At 69.7% G+C, this 20,340-nt stretch carries 20 protein-coding genes and 1 riboswitch; of the genes, 1 reads left to right on the top strand and 19 read right to left on the bottom strand.

The genetic code is table 11. The features are described from left to right. Nucleotides 1-293 precede the first annotated feature (293 nt). The 10 genes from cobO to AC1DYI_RS08620 form a co-directional block, all read right to left on the bottom strand. Nucleotides 294-863, bottom strand: a complete 570-nt coding sequence (cobO, locus tag AC1DYI_RS08665; protein WP_477203692.1) for a cob(I)yrinic acid a,c-diamide adenosyltransferase — start codon at nucleotides 861-863, stop codon at nucleotides 294-296. Nucleotides 864-875: 12 nt separating this feature from the next. After that, complete coding sequence (locus tag AC1DYI_RS08660; RefSeq protein ID WP_477203691.1) at nucleotides 876-1,652, bottom strand: ABC transporter ATP-binding protein; 777 nt, start codon at nucleotides 1,650-1,652, stop codon at nucleotides 876-878. Further along, entirely contained in the window at nucleotides 1,649-2,710 is a 1,062-nt protein-coding gene (locus tag AC1DYI_RS08655; protein WP_477203690.1) for a FecCD family ABC transporter permease, read from the bottom strand. The genes AC1DYI_RS08660 and AC1DYI_RS08655 overlap by 4 nt, the downstream gene beginning before the upstream one ends. Then, nucleotides 2,707-3,612, bottom strand: coding sequence for an ABC transporter substrate-binding protein (locus tag AC1DYI_RS08650; RefSeq protein WP_477203689.1), 906 nt, complete (start codon nucleotides 3,610-3,612; stop codon nucleotides 2,707-2,709). Before AC1DYI_RS08650 ends, AC1DYI_RS08655 begins: the two co-directional genes overlap by 4 nt. Continuing rightward, entirely contained in the window at nucleotides 3,609-4,163 is a 555-nt protein-coding gene (locus AC1DYI_RS08645) for a bifunctional adenosylcobinamide kinase/adenosylcobinamide-phosphate guanylyltransferase (RefSeq protein WP_477203688.1), read from the bottom strand. Before AC1DYI_RS08645 ends, AC1DYI_RS08650 begins: the two co-directional genes overlap by 4 nt. Before the next feature lie 19 nt (nucleotides 4,164-4,182). Then, nucleotides 4,183-6,048, bottom strand: a complete 1,866-nt coding sequence (locus AC1DYI_RS08640) for a TonB-dependent receptor domain-containing protein (RefSeq protein ID WP_477203687.1) — start codon at nucleotides 6,046-6,048, stop codon at nucleotides 4,183-4,185. A 129-nt stretch (nucleotides 6,049-6,177) separates the two neighbouring features. After that, nucleotides 6,178-6,416: riboswitch (cobalamin riboswitch) on the bottom strand. Nucleotides 6,417-6,458: 42 nt separating this feature from the next. Further along, on the bottom strand, nucleotides 6,459-7,559 hold the full coding sequence (locus AC1DYI_RS08635; RefSeq protein WP_477203686.1) for a DUF1513 domain-containing protein: 1,101 nt from the start codon (nucleotides 7,557-7,559) through the stop codon (nucleotides 6,459-6,461). 11 nt (nucleotides 7,560-7,570) lie between these two features. After that, nucleotides 7,571-8,665 carry an imelysin family protein gene (locus AC1DYI_RS08630; RefSeq protein WP_477203685.1) on the bottom strand — a complete coding sequence of 365 codons (1,095 nt, stop codon included), beginning with the start codon at nucleotides 8,663-8,665 and terminating at the stop codon, nucleotides 7,571-7,573. Continuing rightward, nucleotides 8,665-10,110, bottom strand: coding sequence for a di-heme oxidoreductase family protein (locus AC1DYI_RS08625; protein WP_477203684.1), 1,446 nt, complete (start codon nucleotides 10,108-10,110; stop codon nucleotides 8,665-8,667). The genes AC1DYI_RS08630 and AC1DYI_RS08625 overlap by 1 nt, the downstream gene beginning before the upstream one ends. A 7-nt stretch (nucleotides 10,111-10,117) precedes the next feature. Next, nucleotides 10,118-11,296, bottom strand: coding sequence for an imelysin family protein (locus tag AC1DYI_RS08620; RefSeq protein WP_477203683.1), 1,179 nt, complete (start codon nucleotides 11,294-11,296; stop codon nucleotides 10,118-10,120). A 140-nt stretch (nucleotides 11,297-11,436) separates the two neighbouring features. Here AC1DYI_RS08620 and AC1DYI_RS08615 point away from each other — a divergent pair, with 140 nt between their 5' ends. Beyond that, the gene (locus AC1DYI_RS08615) at nucleotides 11,437-12,975 is read left to right on the top strand and encodes a carbohydrate porin (RefSeq protein ID WP_477203682.1); all 1,539 of its coding nucleotides are present in this window, start codon (nucleotides 11,437-11,439) and stop codon (nucleotides 12,973-12,975) included. Here AC1DYI_RS08615 and AC1DYI_RS08610 read toward each other — a convergent pair whose 3' ends face one another. From AC1DYI_RS08610 to AC1DYI_RS08570, 9 genes are all read right to left on the bottom strand, one after another. Beyond that, complete coding sequence (locus tag AC1DYI_RS08610) at nucleotides 12,976-14,181, bottom strand: aminotransferase class I/II-fold pyridoxal phosphate-dependent enzyme (RefSeq protein WP_477203681.1); 1,206 nt, start codon at nucleotides 14,179-14,181, stop codon at nucleotides 12,976-12,978. It lies immediately after the preceding gene. After that, the gene (gene bioD / locus AC1DYI_RS08605; RefSeq protein WP_477203680.1) at nucleotides 14,178-14,849 is read right to left on the bottom strand and encodes a dethiobiotin synthase; all 672 of its coding nucleotides are present in this window, start codon (nucleotides 14,847-14,849) and stop codon (nucleotides 14,178-14,180) included. The genes AC1DYI_RS08610 and bioD overlap by 4 nt, the downstream gene beginning before the upstream one ends. A gap of 69 nt (nucleotides 14,850-14,918) precedes the next feature. After that, the gene (gene bioA / locus AC1DYI_RS08600; protein ID WP_477203679.1) at nucleotides 14,919-16,292 is read right to left on the bottom strand and encodes an adenosylmethionine--8-amino-7-oxononanoate transaminase; all 1,374 of its coding nucleotides are present in this window, start codon (nucleotides 16,290-16,292) and stop codon (nucleotides 14,919-14,921) included. Nucleotides 16,293-16,307: 15 nt separating this feature from the next. Next, nucleotides 16,308-16,817 carry a DUF1993 domain-containing protein gene (locus AC1DYI_RS08595; protein WP_477203678.1) on the bottom strand — a complete coding sequence of 170 codons (510 nt, stop codon included), beginning with the start codon at nucleotides 16,815-16,817 and terminating at the stop codon, nucleotides 16,308-16,310. Between the two features lie 14 nt (nucleotides 16,818-16,831). Then, complete coding sequence (panD, locus tag AC1DYI_RS08590; protein ID WP_477203677.1) at nucleotides 16,832-17,233, bottom strand: aspartate 1-decarboxylase; 402 nt, start codon at nucleotides 17,231-17,233, stop codon at nucleotides 16,832-16,834. Between the two features lie 30 nt (nucleotides 17,234-17,263). After that, nucleotides 17,264-18,190 (bottom strand): pyridoxal-phosphate dependent enzyme, encoded by a 927-nt coding sequence (locus tag AC1DYI_RS08585; protein WP_477203676.1) that lies wholly within the window; start codon nucleotides 18,188-18,190, stop codon nucleotides 17,264-17,266. A 17-nt stretch (nucleotides 18,191-18,207) separates the two neighbouring features. Continuing rightward, nucleotides 18,208-19,233 (bottom strand): biotin synthase BioB, encoded by a 1,026-nt coding sequence (gene bioB, locus AC1DYI_RS08580; RefSeq protein WP_477203675.1) that lies wholly within the window; start codon nucleotides 19,231-19,233, stop codon nucleotides 18,208-18,210. Between the two features lie 14 nt (nucleotides 19,234-19,247). Further along, nucleotides 19,248-20,087 carry a pantoate--beta-alanine ligase gene (panC, locus tag AC1DYI_RS08575; protein ID WP_477203674.1) on the bottom strand — a complete coding sequence of 280 codons (840 nt, stop codon included), beginning with the start codon at nucleotides 20,085-20,087 and terminating at the stop codon, nucleotides 19,248-19,250. 6 nt (nucleotides 20,088-20,093) lie between these two features. Next, nucleotides 20,094-20,340: 3-methyl-2-oxobutanoate hydroxymethyltransferase (locus AC1DYI_RS08570; protein WP_477203673.1), on the bottom strand; the 247-nt coding region annotated here is incomplete at its 5' end.

Here is a 20,340-nt window from a genome sequence, read left to right as displayed (position 1 = left end):
CCGCGAATGGGGCCTGCGCCCGCACCCCCGAGCCACCCACCATGGAACCGTGGTGGCTTGCATGTGCGTGCCATGCCACGGACGGTGTTTGCAGGGCGGTGGTGGTGCCTCCGGGCGCAGGCCCCATTCGCGGTCGGCACGACAGCGCCCGGGCACCACGGTGTTGACACAACCGTCTGTCGCGCGCCACGGCCGTGCCCCGCGAGCGTGGGCCGGAGAACGGAGGCACCGCCGCCGCCCTGCCGCCACCACCTCGGCAGTCCGAACGCCAACACACGCGCTGCAGCGTCATGTCAGTCTTCAATGCCACGTTGCGCAGGCACGCCGGCGGCGAAGTGGTGCTTGATCAGGTGCATCTCGGTCACTGTATCGGCTGCATCGATCAGTTCCTGCGGTGCGTTGCGGCCGGTCAACACCACATGGACGTTTGCGGGCCGCTCCCGCAAGGCCACCAGCACCGGCTCCAGCGGCAACCAGCCGTAGCGCAGCGGGTACATGATCTCGTCGAGCACGACGAGGAAGTGCTCGCCGGCGCGAATCGTCGCCTCGGCGCGTGCCCACCCGTCGCGTGCGAGCTGGGCCGAATGTTCCAGGTCCTTGCTCTTCCAGCTGAAGCCGTCGCCCAGGCCTTCGATCGGCACGCCGAGCTGCTCGAACATGCGGTGCTCGCCGAAGCGTGCGCTCGGCACCTTCATGAACTGGTAGATCTTGACCGGCTTGCCGCGGCCATGAGCGCGCAGCGCCAGGCCGAAGGCAGCCGTGCTCTTGCCCTTTCCATCGCCGGTGTGGACGATGAACAGGCCGCGTCGTTCGCCATCGGGCTTGTCGCTGCTGCGTTCGGTCGGGGGTGATTCGATTTGCATGGAAGAGTCGTTTCAGTCGTCCAGCCGCGGCAAGGCCACTGGCCGGCCGCTGCGGGTGGTGTCGATGTGGATGGCGTGGTCGAAGCTGGCTTCGAGCGCCGCATGCAACGCCGGATCGCCGGGCACACCATCGGCCTGCAGCGTGCCGTCACGCAGCACCAGCACACGGTCGGCCCGCAGCGCCAGCGTCAGGTCGTGCAGCACGCTGACCAGTGTGTGCGTGGCGGCCAGCCGGCGCATCAGCAGCGCCAGCGCCACCTGGTGCGGAGGGTCGAGGTGAGTCGTCGGCTCGTCCAGCAGCAGCGCCGGCGCGCCAGTGGCCAACGCTCGCGCCAGCAGCACACGCTGTCGTTCCCCGCCGGACAAGGCGTGCAGGCGCCGTGAGCCCCAGGCCTCGCATTCGGTGGCATGCATCGCCGCGTCGACCGCCGCTTCGTCGGCCGCGGTTGGCGTGGCGAACAGGCCCAGGTGAGCCAGGCGGCCGAGTTGCACGGTCTCGCGTGCGGTCAGCTCGCCGGTCACCGCGCTGGTCTGCGCGAGCCAGGCGATGCGCCGGGCGCGCTCGCGTGGCGGCAGGTTCAGCAGCGGCTGCCGGTCCAGCTCGACTCGCCCGCTCTGCGGCGGCAACAGCCCGGCGAGTGTGCGCAACAGCGTCGACTTGCCGGCCCCGTTGGGGCCGACGATCGCCGTCCAGCCGCGCTGCAAGCGGCACGACACATCACGCAGCACCGGCCGGCCACCGAGCTGCACGCTCAAGCCCAACGCGCTCAGGCTGTCGTGGTGGTTCATTCGCTGGTCTGCCGCTTCAGCAGCCGCATCAGGTAGCCGCCGCCGAGCACCGCGGWCAACACGCCGACCGGCAGCTCCTGCGGCGCGATCACGCAGCGCGCCAGCACGTCGGCCGCCAGCAGCAGCACACCGCCCATCGCCGCGCTGGCCAGCAGCGTGAAGGCCTGCGGTGCCGGCGCATGGCGACGCACCAGGTGCGGTGCAACCAGACCGACGAACGCGACCAGGCCGGCCTGCGACACCGCCAGGCCGGTGGCCAAGGCCAGCAGCCCGACCAACACCAGCCGGATGCGCGGCAGGTCCAGCCCGAGGCTCGCGGCGCTGTCTTCGCCCAAGGTCAATGCGTCCAGCGCGCGCGCATAGCGGCGCGCGAGTGGCAACGCAACGGCCAGGCCGGCAGCCAGCACCCAGACGCTGCTCCAGCCGAGGAAGCCGGTGCTGCCGAGCAGAAAGAACTGTTTGCCACGCAGCGCCTCGGGCGACACCGTCGTGACCAGGTCGCTGACCGCGCCCAGCACTACCGCGACCACCACACCCGCCAACAGCAAGCGCATCGGCTCGTGCGCCCCGCGCGCCAGCATCAAGGTCAGCGTCAGGCCGCCGAGTGCGCCGACAAAGGCGGCCAGCACCATGCCCAAACGCGCCAGCCACTGTGCGGTGGCCAGGCCAATGGCCACGCCGCCTAACGACGCACCAGCCAGCACCAGCACCACCGCCAGCCCGGCGCCGGCCGCAGTGCCGAGCAGATACGGGTCAGCCAATGGGTTGCGGAACAGGCCTTGAGCGATCGCACCGGCCAGTCCCAGCATGGCGCCCACGCCCCAGGCCCCGAGCGTGCGCGGCGCGCGGATCTGGCCCAGGATCAACATCGCCTGGTCACCACCCACATCGGCCACCCAGGCCGACCACGACAGGCCCGAGGGCCCAGCTGCCAGGCCCAGCAACGCGAGGACAACAGCCAGCGCCCACAGCGTCAACAGCAGGCGACGCCGGCGGGTTGCGTCGGCCAGTACCGGCGCGGCGATCGGGTTCGCGGGCGGCACGAGCGTTGCGCTCACTGGCCGTCCTTGGCGCTCGCAGCAGCGGCAGTCTTTACGGGCAGGCCGGCCACACAGTCGGCCAACGCGCCGGCCGCCTCGCCCATGCGCGGGCCCGGGCGAATCAACAGCTCGTACCGCGCCTCGGCAAAGCCGCAGGCTTGGCGCGGCAAAGCCTTGAGCGCGGGCCAGCCGGGCCGACCGGCCATCGACTGCAGCGCCTGTTGCGACGCGATGATGATGTCGGGCTGAGCCCGCACCACGTACTCGGGGTTCAGGCGCGGAAATGGCCCCAGCTCGGGCGGCACGATGTTGCCCAGGCCGAGCTTGATCAGCGTCTCGCCGATGAACGACGCGGCGCCCGCGGCGTAAGGGTCGGACGCGACCTCGAAGTACACCTTTTGCCCCCGCCGCGCCAGCGGCACGCGCGCAGCGGCGTTTTGGAATTCAGCCTCGATCGCAGACCAGGCGCGCTCAGCCGCCGCTGGCGTGCCCAGCAGCTGCGCGATCAGCCCGAGCGAGCGCCGCACATCGGCATGGGTCTGCGACTCGACCAGCACGACACGCAGGCCCAGGCTTTGCAGCCGCTCGGTGACACGGGCTGATTTGGCGGCCAGCACCACGTCGGGCTTCAGCGCGACGATGCGTTCGACCTGCGCGTCTTCGAGCCCGCCCAGACGCGGCAGGTCCTTGATGCTGTCGGGCCAGTTCGAATAGCGATCGACACCAACCAAGCGTGCGCAGCCACCGAGCGCACAAACGCTCTCGGTCAATGACGGCAACAGGGTGACGATGCGCTGCGGCGGCGCGCTCAGGCGGTGCTCGGCGCCACCGTCGTCGCGCAGCACGATGGCGGGACCGGCCGTCGCCGCCGTGGTGACAAAGCACAGCAGCAGTGCAGTGAACACGCGGCGTATCGTCATGGCCGCTTCACCGGCATCTCGATGCCGGCGACCATCAAGGTGACGCTGTCGCAGGCCAGTGCGACACGCTGGTGCAGCTTGCCCAGCGTGTCGACGAACTGGCGCGCTTCGGGGCTCAGCGGCGACAGGCCGAGCGAGATTTCATTCGAGACCACCACGATCGGCCCCGGCGCGGCGCGCAGCGCATCGCACAGCGCCGCCTGGCGCGCCAGCCAGGCCGCATCACCCAACGCCGGGCCGCTCAGCGGCATGCGCAGCTGCGTCAACCACAGCGTCAGGCAGTCGACCACCAGCAAGCGGCGCGGCGCGCTGTATTCGCGCAGCGCCTGCGGCAGTGCGTACGGCACCTCCATCGTCGTCAGCTTGGGCACGCGCCGCGCACGATCGGCCTGGTGGCGCGAGATGCGCTGCTGCATCTCGACATCACCCGGCAGCGCGGTGGCGATCAGGCAGGCCTCGCGCACCGCGCTCTGGTCCAACCAATCGGCCGCGCGCTGCTCCGCGCAGCGCGACTTGCCGCTTTTCTGGCCACCGAGGATCAGCTCATGCATGCTTGGACGCTTCGTGAGGTCAGAGGCTGTAGCGGATGCCCAGCCAGGCTTGGCGACCCAGGCCCTGGTAGTCGCGCGCCGGTTGCAGGTCGGCGTCGGTGGCGTTGATCACCTTGGCCTCGAGCGACCATTGGCGCGCGAACTGCCAACGCACCTTCAGGTCCAGCGTGGTCTCTTCGGGCAGCGTGGCGCCATTGTCCGGGCGCTTGCCGACCTGCAGCACGGCCGCACCGAAGCGCCAGTCGCCGGTGATGTAGTCGGCGCTCAGGCTGGCCTGGTAGGCGGCGCGGCGGTTCAGGCGTGCACCGGTGTCGCTGTCTTTCGCATCGACGAAATCGAGCTGCGCGCGGAACTGCCAGTCACCCCATTGGGCACCGCCGTTGAAGGTGAAGCCCTGCAGCCGGGCACGGGCGATGTTGGCGGCGCAGCCGAACATGTAGGCCGGGTCGTCCGGGCACTGCGTGGCATCGGGCTGGTAGCCGATCAGGTCGCGCATCTGGTTGCGCCACGCGGTCGCGCTCAGGTCGTAGCCGGGCCAGCGGCCTTCGACACCGAGCTCGACGCTGCGGCCGCGCTCGGGACCGACCCTGACGTCGGGGGGTTCGGTATCGGGCGGCACCCCATAGCCGGGGTAGTACAGGTCATTGAAGCTCGGTGCGCGGAACGAGGTGCCGGCCAGTGCCCGCAGGCGCCAGCCCTTGGCCAGCTCGAACGAGCCGCCGATGCGGCCGGTGTTGACGTCGCCGTAGGCCGAGTTGTCATCGTGCCGCAGGTCGAGCTGCGTCTGCACCGGGCCGAGCTTGCCGGCATAGGCCAGCACCAGCGCGTTGTTGTCGCGCTTCACGTCGGCCGCGAAGGCGGTGGAATGGGCCTTCTCGGTCAAGCCCTCATAGGCCAGCGTGAGGGCCTGGTCGCTGGCGAAGCGCCAGGTGGCCTGCGCGTCGAGTTGCGAACGGCGGGTGCGGAACTCGTCGATCTGCGTGCCGCCGCTGTGCAGGTCGCTTTCTTGCGTCGACGCGCGCAGCGTGGTGACCCAGGCCTTGCTCCACTCGGCCCGGTAGTCGATGGCCGCGAGGTTGTTGTCGAGCTTGTTGTGGAAGTCGGGCGTTGCGTCCTGCGTGAAGTCCGGCGGCAGGAACTCGCTCGCGTCGTAGCGCGCATCGAGCTTGCTGCTGAGCAGGTTCAAGCCGATGCGGTGGCCCTCGGCCGGCTGCCAGCCGAACTGGGCCTGCGCGGTGTTGCGGCGCGAGCCGTCCTTGTCGGGGTTGTAGTTGCCGTACTGGTCGCCCGGGCGCAGCGACGAAACACCGTCGAGCTGCTCGTGCGACAGCGAGGCGGCAGCGTCCAGGTTGCCAAAGCGGCCGCTGCCGCTCACCGACGCTTCGCCGGCACCGTATTGGCCGGCGGCCAGCCAGGCGCTGACGTGCGGTTTGCCATCACCACGGCGGGTGAAGATCTGCACCACGCCGCCAGCGCCGTCGGCACCGTAGAGGCTGGAGCCGGGGCCGCGCAGCACCTCGATGCGCTCGATCGCGCCCAGGCTCAGCCCCTCGAACTCGACCTGGCCCAGCGTCGCCGAGCCGATGCGCACGCCGTCCACCAGCACCAGCGTGCCGCTGGTAGCCGTGCCGCGCATGAACACTCCGGCCGACGCGCCGGGGCCACCGTTGCGCGAGAGCTGCACGCCGGCCTCGCGGCGCAGCAGGTCTTCCAGCGAATCGGCGGTCGAGGCCTGGATCTGCTCGGCGTCGATGACCACGATGTCACCGGCCAGTCGGCTGGCCGCGGTCGGCTCACGCGAGCCGGTGACGACGATGCGTTCGCCGGCGGCGGCATCGGCGGCCACGACGGCGGTGGTGGTCTGGGCGGAGGAAAGAGCAGGCACGGCGCAAGCCAACGCCAGGGCGGCGCAATGCCGGGGTCGCAAGGAAGACATGGGGAACGGAACGTACTGCAGGCGTGCATGCCGGCTTCCCCGCCGGCTCGCACTTCACAGCGCGCCGCTTCGATGAGCGGCACGCCACCTTGTTGGCCGGTATCCGGGCTGGCGGCGTGGTCCCGTGAACCCTTCCCAGACGCACGACAGGCGTCCAGTGGGTGTGTGTCACGGGCAGAGGGCTGGAGGGCTCTCTTGCCGCTTACCGTTGCGGGGGCAGCGCAGGTTGGGGTGTTGCCGTTGACGCGACCCGTCCTGCTTCCCGTTGAACTGCGCCGGCCGGAGGGCCGGTGCGAGCACCAACGGGCGCGATGATACCGGAGCTGCCTCAAGATAGGGCAGTTCCGACTTGCGCGCCGTCAGAGGATCAGCACGTGGTTGTCGGGTTTGCAGCCGGGCGGCAAGGCGATCGGCTGACCACCGGCCCAGGCCCGTTCGGCACCTAACGCGCAAGTGGTATTCACTTCCGCGGCAGCAGCCAACGCGCAGGCTTCGGCCAGCGGCACCGGGGCCGTCCAGCCGTCGCGCAGCGACCAGCCCATCAACGCGCCGGCGCGCGAGGCGCTGAGCACGAAGCCGTCCGGCGTGGCGGCGATGTCGCCGGCGTAACCGGCGCCGGCCACGGGCCGGTCAGCCGGCGCCGGGACTGCGTGCAGCTTCTCGCCGTCGAACAGCGCCAGCAGCGGCGCGCTGGCGCGCTGCGCCGGGTCATCGTGTTCGGCTTGCAGCGCAATACCGAGCGTGCGGCTCGGCGCATGCCAGGCCAGGTGGCGCAGTGACAACCGCGGATCGGTCAAGCGCCACGGGCCGTGGCGCTGGCCGGTGCGCAGGTCGAACATGACCAACGACGAATCCATCGTCGGCAGCGCCAGCTTGGCGCGGCCGGTCTCGGGCCGTGTCGGCACGCCGCCGTTGGCGACGAAGAGCTGGTCGCCGACGCGCAGCATCTGGTGCGTGTCCGTGCCACCGGTCGGCCACTCGTCGCGCAGCGCCAAGGTCAGCGGGTCACGCAATGCGATGCAACCGGCACCGCCGTCGTGCGTCTGCTCGGTGCTGTAAAGCACGCGGCCATCGGCCGACGGCAGCACATGGCCGTTGAACTGGCGGCCGGGCTCGGCCCAGGCTTCTTGACGCAGCGTGCCGTCGGCACCCCAGCGCTGCATCCACAGCCCGGGTCGACGCGCCACCGTCAGCAGATCGCCCGAGGGCAGTTGCGCCAGGCCGTGGGCCCGCGTTGGCACGATGCGCCTGGCCGTGACCTCGAAGCGGTCGCCAGCTTGTTGCCAGACCCCTGTGCATTGAACGCGCTCGGCGTTCGATGCTTCCTCGCTCCAGGCCAGCGCCAGCCGCCAGGGTTTGGCTGCGGGCGCGGTGGCGGGCAGCGCCGCCCAGTGCTGGAAGGCGCCAGTCACCGCCAGGGCCTGCAGCCAGCGGCGCCGCTGGGTGTCGATGCGGGACACGGCGCGCCCCCTCAATCGCCGTCGTCCGCCGAGAACTCGAGCTGGATCTGCATTTGCGTCGCCACGTCACGCGCGATCGTGTGGGTCACGAAGTCGACGCGCTTGGCGGCCTCCAGCAGCTGCGGCCCGGGCGTGGCGGGTGTCGCGCCCTGCAACGCGCTGTCGGCCAGGCCGACGTCGCGTGCCAAGGCATCGGCAGAGGCGGCCAGGCCGCGGCTGCGCAAATAGTCGGTCAGTGGTATGACACCGTTAGGCGTACCGGCACCACCGGCGGACGGCTGGCGCAGGGCTTGCCAGCGTTCGCGCCAGGCCAACGCCGTCTGGCCGCTGGTGGCGCGCGGCGCCAGGTCCATGCCCCAGCTGCGCACCGGCATCTCCAGGTCGCGCCAGCGCATGCGGCCCATGCCGGCCAGCCACTGGTTGACGTAGGTGTTGAACCAAGTGGCAGCCTCGTCGGCGCTGCGCGTCGCAGCGGCTTCGGTGGCGTAAGCCAGCGCCAGTTCGCGCGCTTCGTCGCGCAGGTCGCGCGCCAGCACCACCAAGTAGGTGCAGGCCGGCGTGCGCGGGGCGGCCGGCTTCTTCCACAGCAGGTATTCCATCGCCGGCAGGCCACGGGCTTGCGCGCCGACCCGGTCCATCGCCCATTCGCCGGGCGCAGTTGGGTTCGCGATCACCTTGTCCAACGCCGCCGGGCGCATCGGCTGGAAGTCGAGCCGGGTGTCGCTGTGGCGTTCGAGCAGCGGGCCGATTTGCACGGCCGACAGGCGCGTCCACGACGACATCGCCTGGACCCAGGCCTGGCGCGCGGCGTCGAGCGCCGGGTCGCGGGTGGCGGGCGTCGGGTTCTTCGCGCTGCTGGCGCACCAGGCCTGCGTGCGGTCGACCAGTGCATCGCCGTCGCTGCCGAAGCGGCGCGCGGCAGGTGCGTACCRGGCCTTCAGCAGCCCGTCGACCAGCGCGCTGGTCTGCGCATGGGCCAGCGGCAAGGCCGCGGCCGGCGCAGACGCGGCCGGTGCCGAGGCTGGCGCTGCCTGCGCCCACGCACCGACAGCCGCCACGGCAGAGCTCAACGCGGCGGCGGCACGCGCAACGACGACGGCCTTCATCACAGCGACTCCACGAACTTGACCAGCGCCGCGCGCTCGGCCGCACTCATCTTCAGCACCTGCTGCTTCGAGGCCTCGGCCTCGCCGCCGTGCCAGAGCACCGCTTCGAGCACGCCGTTGGCGCGCCCGTCGTGCATCAGGCGCTGGTGGCTGTTGACGTCATGGATCAGGCCGGTGCCCCACAGCGCGGGTGTCTTCCACTGGCGACCGTTGGCCTGGCCATCGGGCCGGTGGTCGGCCAGGCCTTCGCCCATGTCGTGCAGCAGCAGATCGGTGTAGGGGTGGATCGTCACACCGCTGACCTTCGAGCTGGACAACGCCGGGAACGGCGCACTGGCGGTGACATAACTCGGCCGGTGGCAGACCACGCACTGCGCCTGCTGGAACAGCTTCTGGCCTTGCAGCACCTCGGGCTCGCGCGCATTGCGGCGTGCCGCGGGGGCGAGCGTCGATTCGTAGAACACCACGTGCGACAACGTCGTGTCGTCGATCTCGGGGCTCTCGCCACGCGCGCCATGCGGCGACGCCAGGCAATCGGCCTGGGCCGCCGTGCAGGCTTCTTTCGGGAAGACGCGCGAGGTGATGCCCATGTCACCGAGGAAGGCGCCAGCCGTCTGGTGCACCAGCGTCGGCACGTTGGCCTTCCAACCGAAGCGGCCGACGCGGATCTCGCCCGACCAGGCGTCGCGCACATGGTTGGCCTGGCCCTTGATCGGGCCTTCCATCTCGCCCTGCGCCTTTTCGTTGCCCAGGATGTCGGCCTCGGCAATCGCGTCCAGCAGGCCGACGCCAGGCAGTTGCGGCGCGACACGCGGGCTCAGCAGCGTGCCCTTCTGCATCGGGCCGTAGGCCAGGTGATCAAAGCTGTACGACGGCGCCTGCAGCGTGTAGCGCGTGCCATCGGCAAAGCGGCCGGTGACCGGCTTCAGGCGGATGCGCACCTCGCCCTCGGGCTTGACGCCACCGACCGCGCGGTTGTTGAACTGGTCGCCGTAGACAGGCTCCGGCGCGGTGACCATCGGGCTCTCACCCTTCACCGGCACCGAGATGCGCACCAGCAGGCCGATCGGCTGTTCGTTCAGGCCCTTCTTGAAGTCAGGCGGTGCACCGCGGCCATCCTGGTCGTGGCAGCCGCCGCAAGAGCGGGCGATGAAGTGCGGCCCGAGGCCGTCGCGCGCGGCGGTCGAAGACGGAGCCTCGACCCAGTTGCGGCGGAAGAACGAGTTGCCGACCGCAAAGCGCTGGCGCTCTTCGTCGTCGAGGTTGGCGAACGGGAACGAGAAGGCGTTCTTGCCGATGGCCGGCACGGTGGCGGCGCCGGCGGTTTGTTCGCCCAGCGGGTCGGCCGGCGTGGCCGGCTCGTCTGCGATGGCCCAGCCCAAGCCGGCGCCCAGCGCCAGCGTCAGGCCCACCGCGGCGGCATGGCGGGCATGTCGATTCAACATCACTACCTCACTTGGTGCGGGTCAGTCGGGTCACGCCGATGGCGGCGGCCGCTTGGGGCAGGTCTTTCGATTGCTGGATCAGCGCATCGATCACCGCTTGCACGCGCTTGCGGCCGGGGGCGTCCTTGCCACCGACGATCTCGCGGTCGAACGGCGGCTGGATCGCGTTCGCGGCGGCCACCGAGGCGGCGATGTCGCGCGTGGTCTTGTCGGCCAGGCCAGCATCGGCGGCGGCCACCAGGGCCTGCAGCGACGGGCCTTGCAGCGTGCTGCCGTCGCGGCGGGCGAAGCGGCCGAGCCAGACGTTCTGGATGCCGACCGCGTCGACGACGATGTCGCGGTGGGTGTTGTCCGAGAAGCAGGAGTGTTCGTCTTCCTGGTCCTGCGTGTTCATCGCCACTTCGAGCCGCTCGCCGGCCAGCTCGCCGCGCGTCAGCGAGCCGATGCCGACCACCATCTTGCGGATCGCTTCCAGCCCTTCGGTTTCGAAGCGCGAGCGGTAGTTGGTGGCGCCGGGCACCCAGGCGCCGACGAGGTAGCGCAGGTCGTCGATCAGCAGTTCGGTGGCGGCCTGCAGGTACTGGCGGCGGCGGTCGGCGTTGGGCGCCTTGCCGTCGACGAAGTCTTCGAACGAGCGATCGCCCGGGCCCTTGTCGTTGAAGTCCTGACCCCAGAGCAGGAACTCGATCGCGTGCCAGCCGACGGCGATGTTCTCTTCGCCGCCCTTGGTGTTCAGCTTGGCCAGCGCGGCCTTGGTGATCGGCAGCTTGCGGTTGGCGACGATGCCGCTGTTGGGCTTGCCCTTGACGTAGTCGATGTACGACTCGTCCAGCGGCCATGAATTCAGCCGCGGCTCGGGGCCCTGGTCGTCGTCGATCGGACCGGCGTAGAAACGGAAGGCCTCGGTCGGGCCGTACCACTCGCGAGCGGCGCGCCAAGCGTCGCGCGCGGCCTTCAGGCGCTCGGCGCTGGGCTGCGCGACGAAGGCGTTGATGGCCTGCTGCATCTCCAGCGTCGAGGCCAGCACGTCTTCATAACCGGCCGAAACACCGGCCGCGTAGTGCTTGACCACGGCTTCGGCCGTCACCGCCTGGGCCTGCACACCCAGCGGCAGCAGCGCCCCCGCCCACAACGGCAGTGCCACCACCAGGCGCCCGGCGCGGCGCAGCCAATTCGCTCGATTCATCAAACAGCTCCTCAAGGGCGCCGGCGCCGTTCGGTGCGCCCTTCGCACCACACACCGTCTCGCCCGTTCACAGATTTGCCCGTATCATAAACGCGAACAACTCGCATTTGCATTAAATAGTCGCTGAGGAGAACTTGAGAGTGGATCACCCGTTTGTGACAGCCCCGCGCGCGCGCAGTTCTACGCCCGGTGCGCGTGCCTGGCAGCCGCGGGCGTTGGCCCTGGCCCTGGCCGCCACCGGCCTGTGCAGCAGCGCAGCGGCTGCCGGCAAGGCACCCGAGAAGAAGACCGACCCGGCCGTGGCCGAACAGCTGCAAAAGCTGATGGAGCGCATGCAGCAGCTGGAGCAACGTAACGCCGAATTGGAGCAGCAGGTGAAGGCGCTGGCCGCCAAGCCGGCCGCGCCCACGGCGCCAGCGACCGCTGCCACCACGCCACCTGCGGCCGGCAGCGACTGGGGCCGCCTGGGCGCGCTGGAACAGCAAGTGAAGGCGTTGGTGCGTCCGGCAGAGGTCGACGCCGACGAGGGCCTGAAGGTCGAAACCAGCCTCGTGGCGGTCGGCCAGCGCCTGGGCAGCGGCGGCTCGGACACTGGCCATTCACAAGGCCGCCTGAATTACCGCGGCGACGTGGAAGTGACCGTGCCGTTGGGCACGGTGTCGGCACTGGGCGACGCCCGCTTCAGCGGCTTCGGCCACCTGCGCTTCGGCCAGGGCAGCGGCGTCGCGCTGCGGCCCAGCCATACGGCCACTGTCAATTCGGTGCCGTTCGAGGCCGGCGCCGGCTCTGACGAGACCTACGCGATCATCGGCCAGGCCTGGGGCCAGCTCGAGTGGGACCTGGGCGGCGGCCGCTTCAACGACCTGCCGAGCAACCGCGTCGAGATGAACCTCGGCAAGATCGACATCTTTGGCTTCTTCGATCAGAACGCGGTCGCCGGCGACGAAGGCGCGCAGTTCCTGAACAACGTGTTCGTGCACAACCCGATGCTCGACTCGGGCGGCGACATCGCGGCCGATGCCTACGGCTTCGCACCGGGCCTGCGCGTGGCCTACATCGACGAAGGCGAAGACCGCGGCTGGGGCTGGGGCGCGTCGTTCGGCATCTTCGGCTCGGGCGCTGGCGCCAACTTCAGCGCCGGCCCGCGCCGGCCGCTGGTGATCGGCCAGGTCGAGTTCTCGCCGAAGCAGATCAACGGCGAACCACGCGGCACTTACCGCCTCTACGCCTGGACCAACGGCCAGACCACCGACCTCAGCGGCGAAGCGGCGCAGCGCCACAGCGGCTAYGGGATCTCGGTCGACGAGAAGCTGGGCCGCGAGTGGAACCTGTTCGGCCGCTGGGGCCAGCGCACCTCGGGCGACGGCGCGTTCGACAAGGCCCTGACCTTCGGCTTCGAGCACGGCGGCCGCGCCTGGGGCCGTGGCAACGACGCGGTCGGCCTGGCGGCGGGTTTCGTGCACACAAGCGGCGAATGGGCGCAGGCGACCGCGCTCGACACCTCGCTGGTCGGCTTTGCCGCACGCGGCAACGAACAGATCGTCGAAGCCTATTACCGCTGGAAGCTGAACGACCACCTGGAGCTGACGCCGGATCTGCAATGGATCCGCCGTGCCGGTGGCAACGGCGACGCGCCCAACTTCATGGCGGTCGGGTTGCGCGCCGCGGTGGGCTTCTAACTAAGCCGTCCTCGCCAGCGATCGCAGCGCGCGCACCAGCAGGTCGACTTCGTCGGCCTGGTGCGCGGCGCTCAGTGCGATGCGCAGCCGTGCGGTGCCCACCGGCACCGTCGGCGGGCGGATCGCGGGCACCCACAGACCGTCGTCTTGCAGGCCCGCCATCACGCGCAGCGACGCGGCGTTGTCGCCGATGAGCAGCGGCTGGATCGCGGTGGCCGAATCCATCAGCGCCCAGCCGGCTGCGTCGATCGCGGCATCGGCGCCCGGCGAGAGGCCATCTCGCAAGCGGGCAATCAGTGCCTGCAGGTGCGCTCGGCGTTGGTCGCCTTCGTCGCTGCCGACGATGCGCAACGCCGCACGCAGCGCTTCGGCCAGCAACGCAGGTGCGGCCGTTGCGTAGGTGTAGCTGCGGGTCTTTTGCAGCAGCCATTCGACGAGCGTGTCAGGCCCTGCGACAAACGCGCCGGCGACGCCGAGCGCCTTGCCTAGCGTCGCCATGTAGAGCACCCGGGGTGATGCATTCGCGCCGGTCAAGCCGGCCGCTGCTAACGCGCCTCGACCTTGCGGGCCGAGCACGCCGAAGCCGTGAGCATCGTCGAGCAGCAACAGCGCATCGTGGCGCTCGGCCAGCGTCAGCAATGCTGCGATGTCGGCCACGTCGCCGTCCATGCTGAACACCGCGTCGCTGATGATCAGCTTGCGGCGCGCCGGCTCGGCGGCGAGCTGCGCGTCGAGCGCCTCCAGGTCGGCGTGGTCGAAGCGGTGGATCTTGGCCTTCGACAGACGTGCACCGTCGATCAGGCAGGCGTGGTTCAGCGCATCGGAAAAGATCGCATCGCCCGCACCGACCAGCGCCGGCACGATGCTGGCGTTGGTCGCGTAGCCGGCGTAGAAATACAGCGCACGCGGCAGTTGCACGAAAGCCGCCAACTCGGTTTCGAGCGCGGCATTGGCGGCGCTGTAACCGCTGACCATCGGTGATGCGCCAGAGCCGACGCCATAGGTGTCAACCGCTTCGTGAACGGCTGCCTTCAGCGCCGGGTGGCCGGCCAGGCCCAGGTAGTCGTTGCTGCAGAACGCCAGCATCGAGCGGCCGTTGACCGTCATGCACGCACCGGATTCCGGCACGACGACACGGCGTCGACGTGTCAAGTGCGCCGCCTCCAGGTCAGCGAGGCGGGTGTCGAATTCGGCAAGCCAGGTCATCTGAATCTCTCGGGTAGGTCGAGCGTGATGCGCGCAGCGTCCGGTGTGGTCGACCAAGGCACGGCGCCCCACAGTGACGCGCCGAGCCGCTCACGCAGCGTCGCCAGGTTCTCGTCGGCACAGGCCATTTGCGGGTCGACATGGTTGGYGACCCAGYCGGCCAGCGTCAGGCCATCCGCGCGGATCGCCTCGGCCGTCAGCAGCGCGTGGTTCAGGCAGCCCAGCCGCAGGCCGACCACGAGCAGTACCGGCGCCTTCAGTGCGCGGGCCAGGTCGGCCAGCGTTTCATCGTCGTTGATCGGCACGCGCCAGCCACCGGCGCCCTCGACGACCAGGGCATCGGCTTGCTGTTGCAGTGCCAACGCCGGTGCCAGCAAGTCCGCCACCTTGACGACGCGACCGGCATGGCGCGCGGCCAGGTGCGGCGACAAGGGCTCGGGCAACGCAACCGGGTTGTCGAGCTCGGGCGGCACCTTCAGCGTCGACGCACCGCGCAGCGCCAGCACGTCTTCGCTGACCATCTGGCCTTCGTGCTCGATCAGACCGGCGGCCACCGGCTTCATGCCGACCACGCGGGCGTGGTGGCGCGCCAGGTTGTGCAGCAGCGCGGCACTGACCAGTGTCTTGCCGACGCCGGTGTCGGTGCCGGTGACGAAGAGGGTGGTCATCGACGGGCCGCCCCTAGATGACGACTCCCCCTCGGGGGGACCAGGCCGCAGGCCTGTTGGGGGCAAGGTTCACACGCCATCGACCACTCCGTGGTGCTTCGCGGCGCCCTCGCCTTCGTCGGCCAATGTCGCGTGCAATGCAGCGAGCGCCCCGCGTGCCAGCTGCTCGCCTTCGTCTTCACTGATCACGTACGGCGGCATCGCGTACAGCGTGTGCCCGATCGGCCGCAGCACCAGCCCTTGTGCCAACGCGTGGCGCGCATAGCGGCGCGCGAAGTCGGGCAGGCTGGACGCCACGTCCCACGCGAAGATCATCCCCTGCTGGCGCGCATGGCGCACACGCGGATGCTGCGTCAGCGGCTCGAACTGCTTGGCCAGTCGGTCGCCGGTGACTCGGTTGGCAGCGATCACATCCGTCTGCTCGATCAGGTCCAGCGTCGCCAACGCCGCGCGGCAGGCCAGCGGGTTGCCGGTGTAGCTGTGCGAATGCAAAAAGCCACGCGCGACCTCGTCGTCGTAGAAGGCCTCGTAGACCATGTCGGTCGTCAGCACCGCCGACAGCGGCAAGGTGCCGCCGGTCAAGCCCTTGGACAGACATAAGAAGTCCGGCCGAATCGCCGCCTGTTGATGCGCGAACAGCGTGCCGGTGCGGCCGAAGCCGACCGCGATTTCATCGAGCACCAGGTGCACGTGGTGGCGGTCGCACAGTTCACGCAAGCGCTTGAGGTAGACCGGGTCGTGCATCGCCATGCCGGCGGCGCACTGCACCAGCGGCTCGGCGATCACCGCCGCGGTTTCATGCGCATGCTCGACGAGCCAGGCATCCAGCGCGGCGGCGGCACGTTCGGCCACATCGGCCGCAGACTCGCCGGGCGCCGCCTGGCGGGCATCGGGGCTGGCCACGGTCGCGGCCAGCCGCACCAGCGGCGCATAAGCCTCCCGGAACAGTGCGATGTCGGTCACCGCGAGCGCGCCCACCGTCTCGCCGTGGTAGCCACCGGCAATGCCGACGAAGCGGCATTTCTGCGGCTGGCCGGCGTTGCGCCAATAGTGCGCGCTCATCTTCAGCGCGATCTCGGTCGCGCTCGCGCCGTCGCTGCCGTAGAACACATGGCCCAGCCCGGTCAGTACCGACAGTCGCTCGGACAACTCGACCACCGGCGCGTGCGTGAAGCCGGCGAGCATCACATGGTCCAGCGTGTGCAGCTGATCGACCAACGCATCGCGAATCGCCGGGTGGTTGTGGCCGAACAGGTTGACCCACCAGGAGCTGATGCCGTCCAGATAACGCCGGCCTTCGTGGTCGTGCAGCCAGACCCCTTCGGCGCGCGCGACCGGAATCAGCGGTTGCGGGTGTTCAGCCCGCGCATGCAACTTCATCTGCGTGCACGGGTGCCACACGGCCTTCAGGCTGCGGGCACGCCAGTCGTCGTTCAAAGCCATGCAGGCATGCTCCGTTCAGACGGTCGCGGTGTAGCGGTGGAAACCATCGAAATCGGCCTTGCCCAGCGGAACGCCCTGCTGGCGCAAGATCGCGTAGGCCGCGGTCAGGTGGAAGAAGAAGTTAGGCAGCGCGAACTGGTGCAGGAAGGTTGCGCCATCCAGCTGCAGCATGGCCTCGCCAGCGTCACTGACCACCTGACGCGATTCGGCTTGCGCGAACTGCGCCGGTGTCAGCGAGTCCAGCAGCGCAAGCACATGGGCCAACCGAGCGCGCAACCCATCATGGCCTGCCGCCCAATCGCCAAACGGCGGCAACGGCAAGCCGGCCAACGGGTAAGCCGCACGCAGCGCAAAGTTCGCTGCGATCACGGCCTGCGTTTCAAACGGCAGCATGTCAGGCGCCAGCCGCGCGCCCAGCACCGCAGGTGTCGTGTGGGCCTCGGCCTGGTCCAGCCACCCGCCGAGCCGGCCGAGGTAGCGCTGGAACACCGGCACCGAGGCCGTGTACAGCGGGCTGTCCGACATGGTCGACCCGGGGCTCAGGCCTCGTCCACTTCGACGCCGGCTTGCGGACCGGCGGGTTCGTGGCGCAGTTCCTTCAGGCGGTTCCCGGCGTCGACGAACACCAGGTTCGGCACATGCTCATCGACCTTGTCGTCGTGCACCGACGCGAAGGCCGCGATGATCACCAGGTCACCGACGCTCGCACGGCGCGCCGCCGAGCCGTTCAACGAAATCACACCACTGCCACTCGGCGACGAAATCGCGTAGGTGATGAAGCGTTCACCGTTGCTGACGTTCCAGATGTGCACCTGTTCGTTCGGGCGGATGCCGCTGGCGTCCAGCAGGTCCTGGTCGATGCCGCAGGAGCCCTCGTAGTGCAGCTCGCAATGGGTGACGGTGGCGCGGTGGATCTTGGCGTGCAAGAAGGTCTTGAACATGGCGGTGCGGCCGTCGGGCCGGGCAGGAAGTTAACGGAGCTGGTTGGCCCAGGCCAGCAGCTGGGCGGCGGTGGCGGTCGCGCCGCCGCAGACGATGACCAGCAGGTCGTCGCCCACCGTGCTCAGCTCGGCAGAGCCGCTGTACGCGGGCGCGAGCGCAGCGCCACAGGCGGGCTCGACGACCAGGCGGTGGTCGTCCATGAAGCGCACGCAGGCGCGAACCGCGTCGGCGTCGCTGACGACCAGGCTCTTCAGCGGGTGCGTCTGCGCCAGCGTGAACGCCTGCTCACAGACTTGCTTGGCACCCAATGACGTCGCGATCGAACTGATCGTATCGAGCGTGACGCGGCTGCCCGCTTTCAACGCGGCGTGCAGCGAAGCAGCGCCTTCGGTCTCGACTGCAAACACCGGCACCTCGTCCATGGCGTTGCGGCGCAGGCCCTCGATCACGCCGCTCAGCAGCCCACCACCGCCAACCGCGACCAGCACACCACTCGGGCGCAGACCGGCTGCGGCGACCTCGTCGATCATCGTCGCGTGGCCTGGCCACAGCAGCGGATCGTCGAACGGGTGGATGAAGGCGTCGTTCGGCCCGAGCAGCGACTGCGCGAGCGTATTCGCCTCTTGCCACGAATCGCCGCGCACCGTGACCTGCGCACCTTCGAGCGCCAGCAGCTCGCGCGCCCGGGCGGTGCTGCTGTTCGGTACGACCACGCTCACCGGCACGCCGAGCTTTCGCCCTGCATAGGCCACCGCCAAGCCAGCATTGCCGCCCGACGAGGAGATGAAGCGTTGGGCACCGCGCTCGCGGTAGGTCTGRCAAGCCAGGCCGATGCCGCGAATCTTGAACGAACCGGGCGGCTGCAGCGCCTCGAGCTTCAACCAGACACGCCGGCCGGCGGCACGCGACAGCGCGGCCGATTCGACCAGCGGGGTGTGCAGGTGCAGGGGCGTCATCGCGCCAACCACCGTGCTCAGCCGTGCCCGTGCTGCGCGTCGCGCGCATGCAGGCCCAGGCGCGACAGCAGCGCGCGGTCGCGCTCGACGTCGGGGTTGCCGGTGGTCAGCAGCTTGTCGCCGTAGAAGATCGAGTTGGCACCGGCGACCAGGCACATCGCCTGCAGCGCTTCGTCCATCTGCTGGCGGCCGGCTGACAGGCGCACGCGCGCCTTGGGCATCGTGATGCGGGCCACCGCAATCGTGCGCACGAACTCGAACGGGTCGATCTTGTCGGTGCCGGCCAGCGGCGTGCCTTCGACCTGCACCAGCTCGTTGATCGGCACCGATTCGGGGTACGGGTCGAGGTTGGCCAGTTGCGCGATCAGGCCGGCGCGCTCGGCGCGGCTTTCGCCCATGCCGACGATGCCGCCACAGCAGACCGACATGCCAGCGTTGCGCACATGCTCCAGCGTGTCCAGCCGCTCCTGGTAGTCGCGGGTCGTGATGATGCGGCCGTAGGCCTCAGGCGCGGTGTCGAGGTTGTGGTTGTAGTAGTCGAGACCAGCGGTCTTCAGCGTCTGGGCTTGGCCTTCGCTCAGCATGCCCAGCGTGCAGCACGCTTCCAGGCCGATCGACTTGACCTCACGGATCAGCTCGGCCACTTTCTCGACGTCGCGATCTTTCGGCGCGCGCCAGGCGGCGCCCATGCAGAAGCGCGTGGCACCCGCGGCCTTGGCGGCTTCTGCGGCCTCACGCACCGCGGCGGTTTCCATCAGCTTGCCGGCCTCGACGCCGGTGTCGTAGTGCACCGACTGCGGGCAGTAGCCGCAGTCTTCCGGGCAGCCGCCGGTCTTGATCGACAGCAGCGTGGCCAGCTCGACCTCGCTCGGGTCGAAGTGCTCACGGTGCACGGTTTGCGCGCGATAGATCAGCTCGGGCAGCGGCAGCGCGAACAGCGCCTCGATCTCCGCCACCGGCCAACGCTCGGCCGCTGCCGCAGGCGCAACGGCCTTCGGGCGGTGCAGGACGATGGGTTGTTCGGTGGCCAGGTTCGCGCTCATGGTCGTTGTCTCGTTCAGCATTCGATGTTGTCGATCAGGCGGGTCGCGCCCAGGCGGGCCGCCCCCAGAGCGACCAAAGGCTCGTGGCCCAGGCGCTCGGCTTCGCTCGGCGGCAGCAGGTCGGTGCGGCGGCGCAGCGTCAGGTAGTCCGGCGCCCAGCCGCGGGCGCGCAGGACCTCCATCGCTTCTTGTTCCAGTGCCGCGAGTGTGACGTCGGCCTCGCGGGCGCGGTCGGCGAGATTGCGCAAAGCTTGCGGCAGCGCAATCGCTTCGGTGCGCTCAGTCTCACCCAGGTAGCCATTGCGCGACGACAGGGCCAGGCCGTCGTCGGCGCGCACCGTCACGGCACCCACCACCTCGACCGGCAGCGCGAACTGGCGTGCCATCTCGGTGATGACCTTCAGCTGCTGGTAATCCTTCTGCCCGAACACGGCCACGTTGGGCTGCACGCACTGGAACAGCTTCAGGACCACCGTGCAGACACCCGTGAAGAAGCCGGGGCGGAACTCGCCTTCCAGGATGTCGGCCAGCGCCGGCGGCGGTGCCACGGTGTAGACCTGCGGCTCGGGGTACAGCTCGCCCTCGTCGGGTGCAAAAACGAAATTGCAACCGGCGCCGGTCAGCAGCTCGACATCGCGCGCCAAGGTGCGTGGGTAACGGTCGAAGTCTTCGTGCGGCAGGAACTGCAGCCGGTTGACGAAGATGCTGGCGACCACCGGGCCGCCCCAGCGCTTGGCTTCGCGCACCAGCGACAGATGGCCTTCGTGCAGGTTGCCCATCGTCGGCACGAACACCGTCTGGTTCTGGCGAGCCAGCGTGCGCCGCAGTTCGGCAATTGAGTGAATGACTTGCATGAGTGATCAGTAACCGTGCACGGCTTCGTCGGGGAAGCTGCCGTCTTTCACGGCGGCCACGTAGGCGGCCACGGATTGAGCAATGGAGAGGCCGGGCGCATCGGCTGCGCTGCCCGGCACGCGGGTGAAGTCGCGCACGAAACGCGGGCGCTTGCCGCCGGTGCCACCGGTCAGGCCCAGCAGGTCGTGCAGCACCAGCACCTGGCCGGTGGTGCCAGCGCCGGCACCGATGCCGATCGTCATCAGCTGAGGC

The organism is Ideonella sp. P3_A4, assembly GCF_056403075.1.
This window is presented reverse-complemented; position numbering and strand designations above follow the sequence as displayed.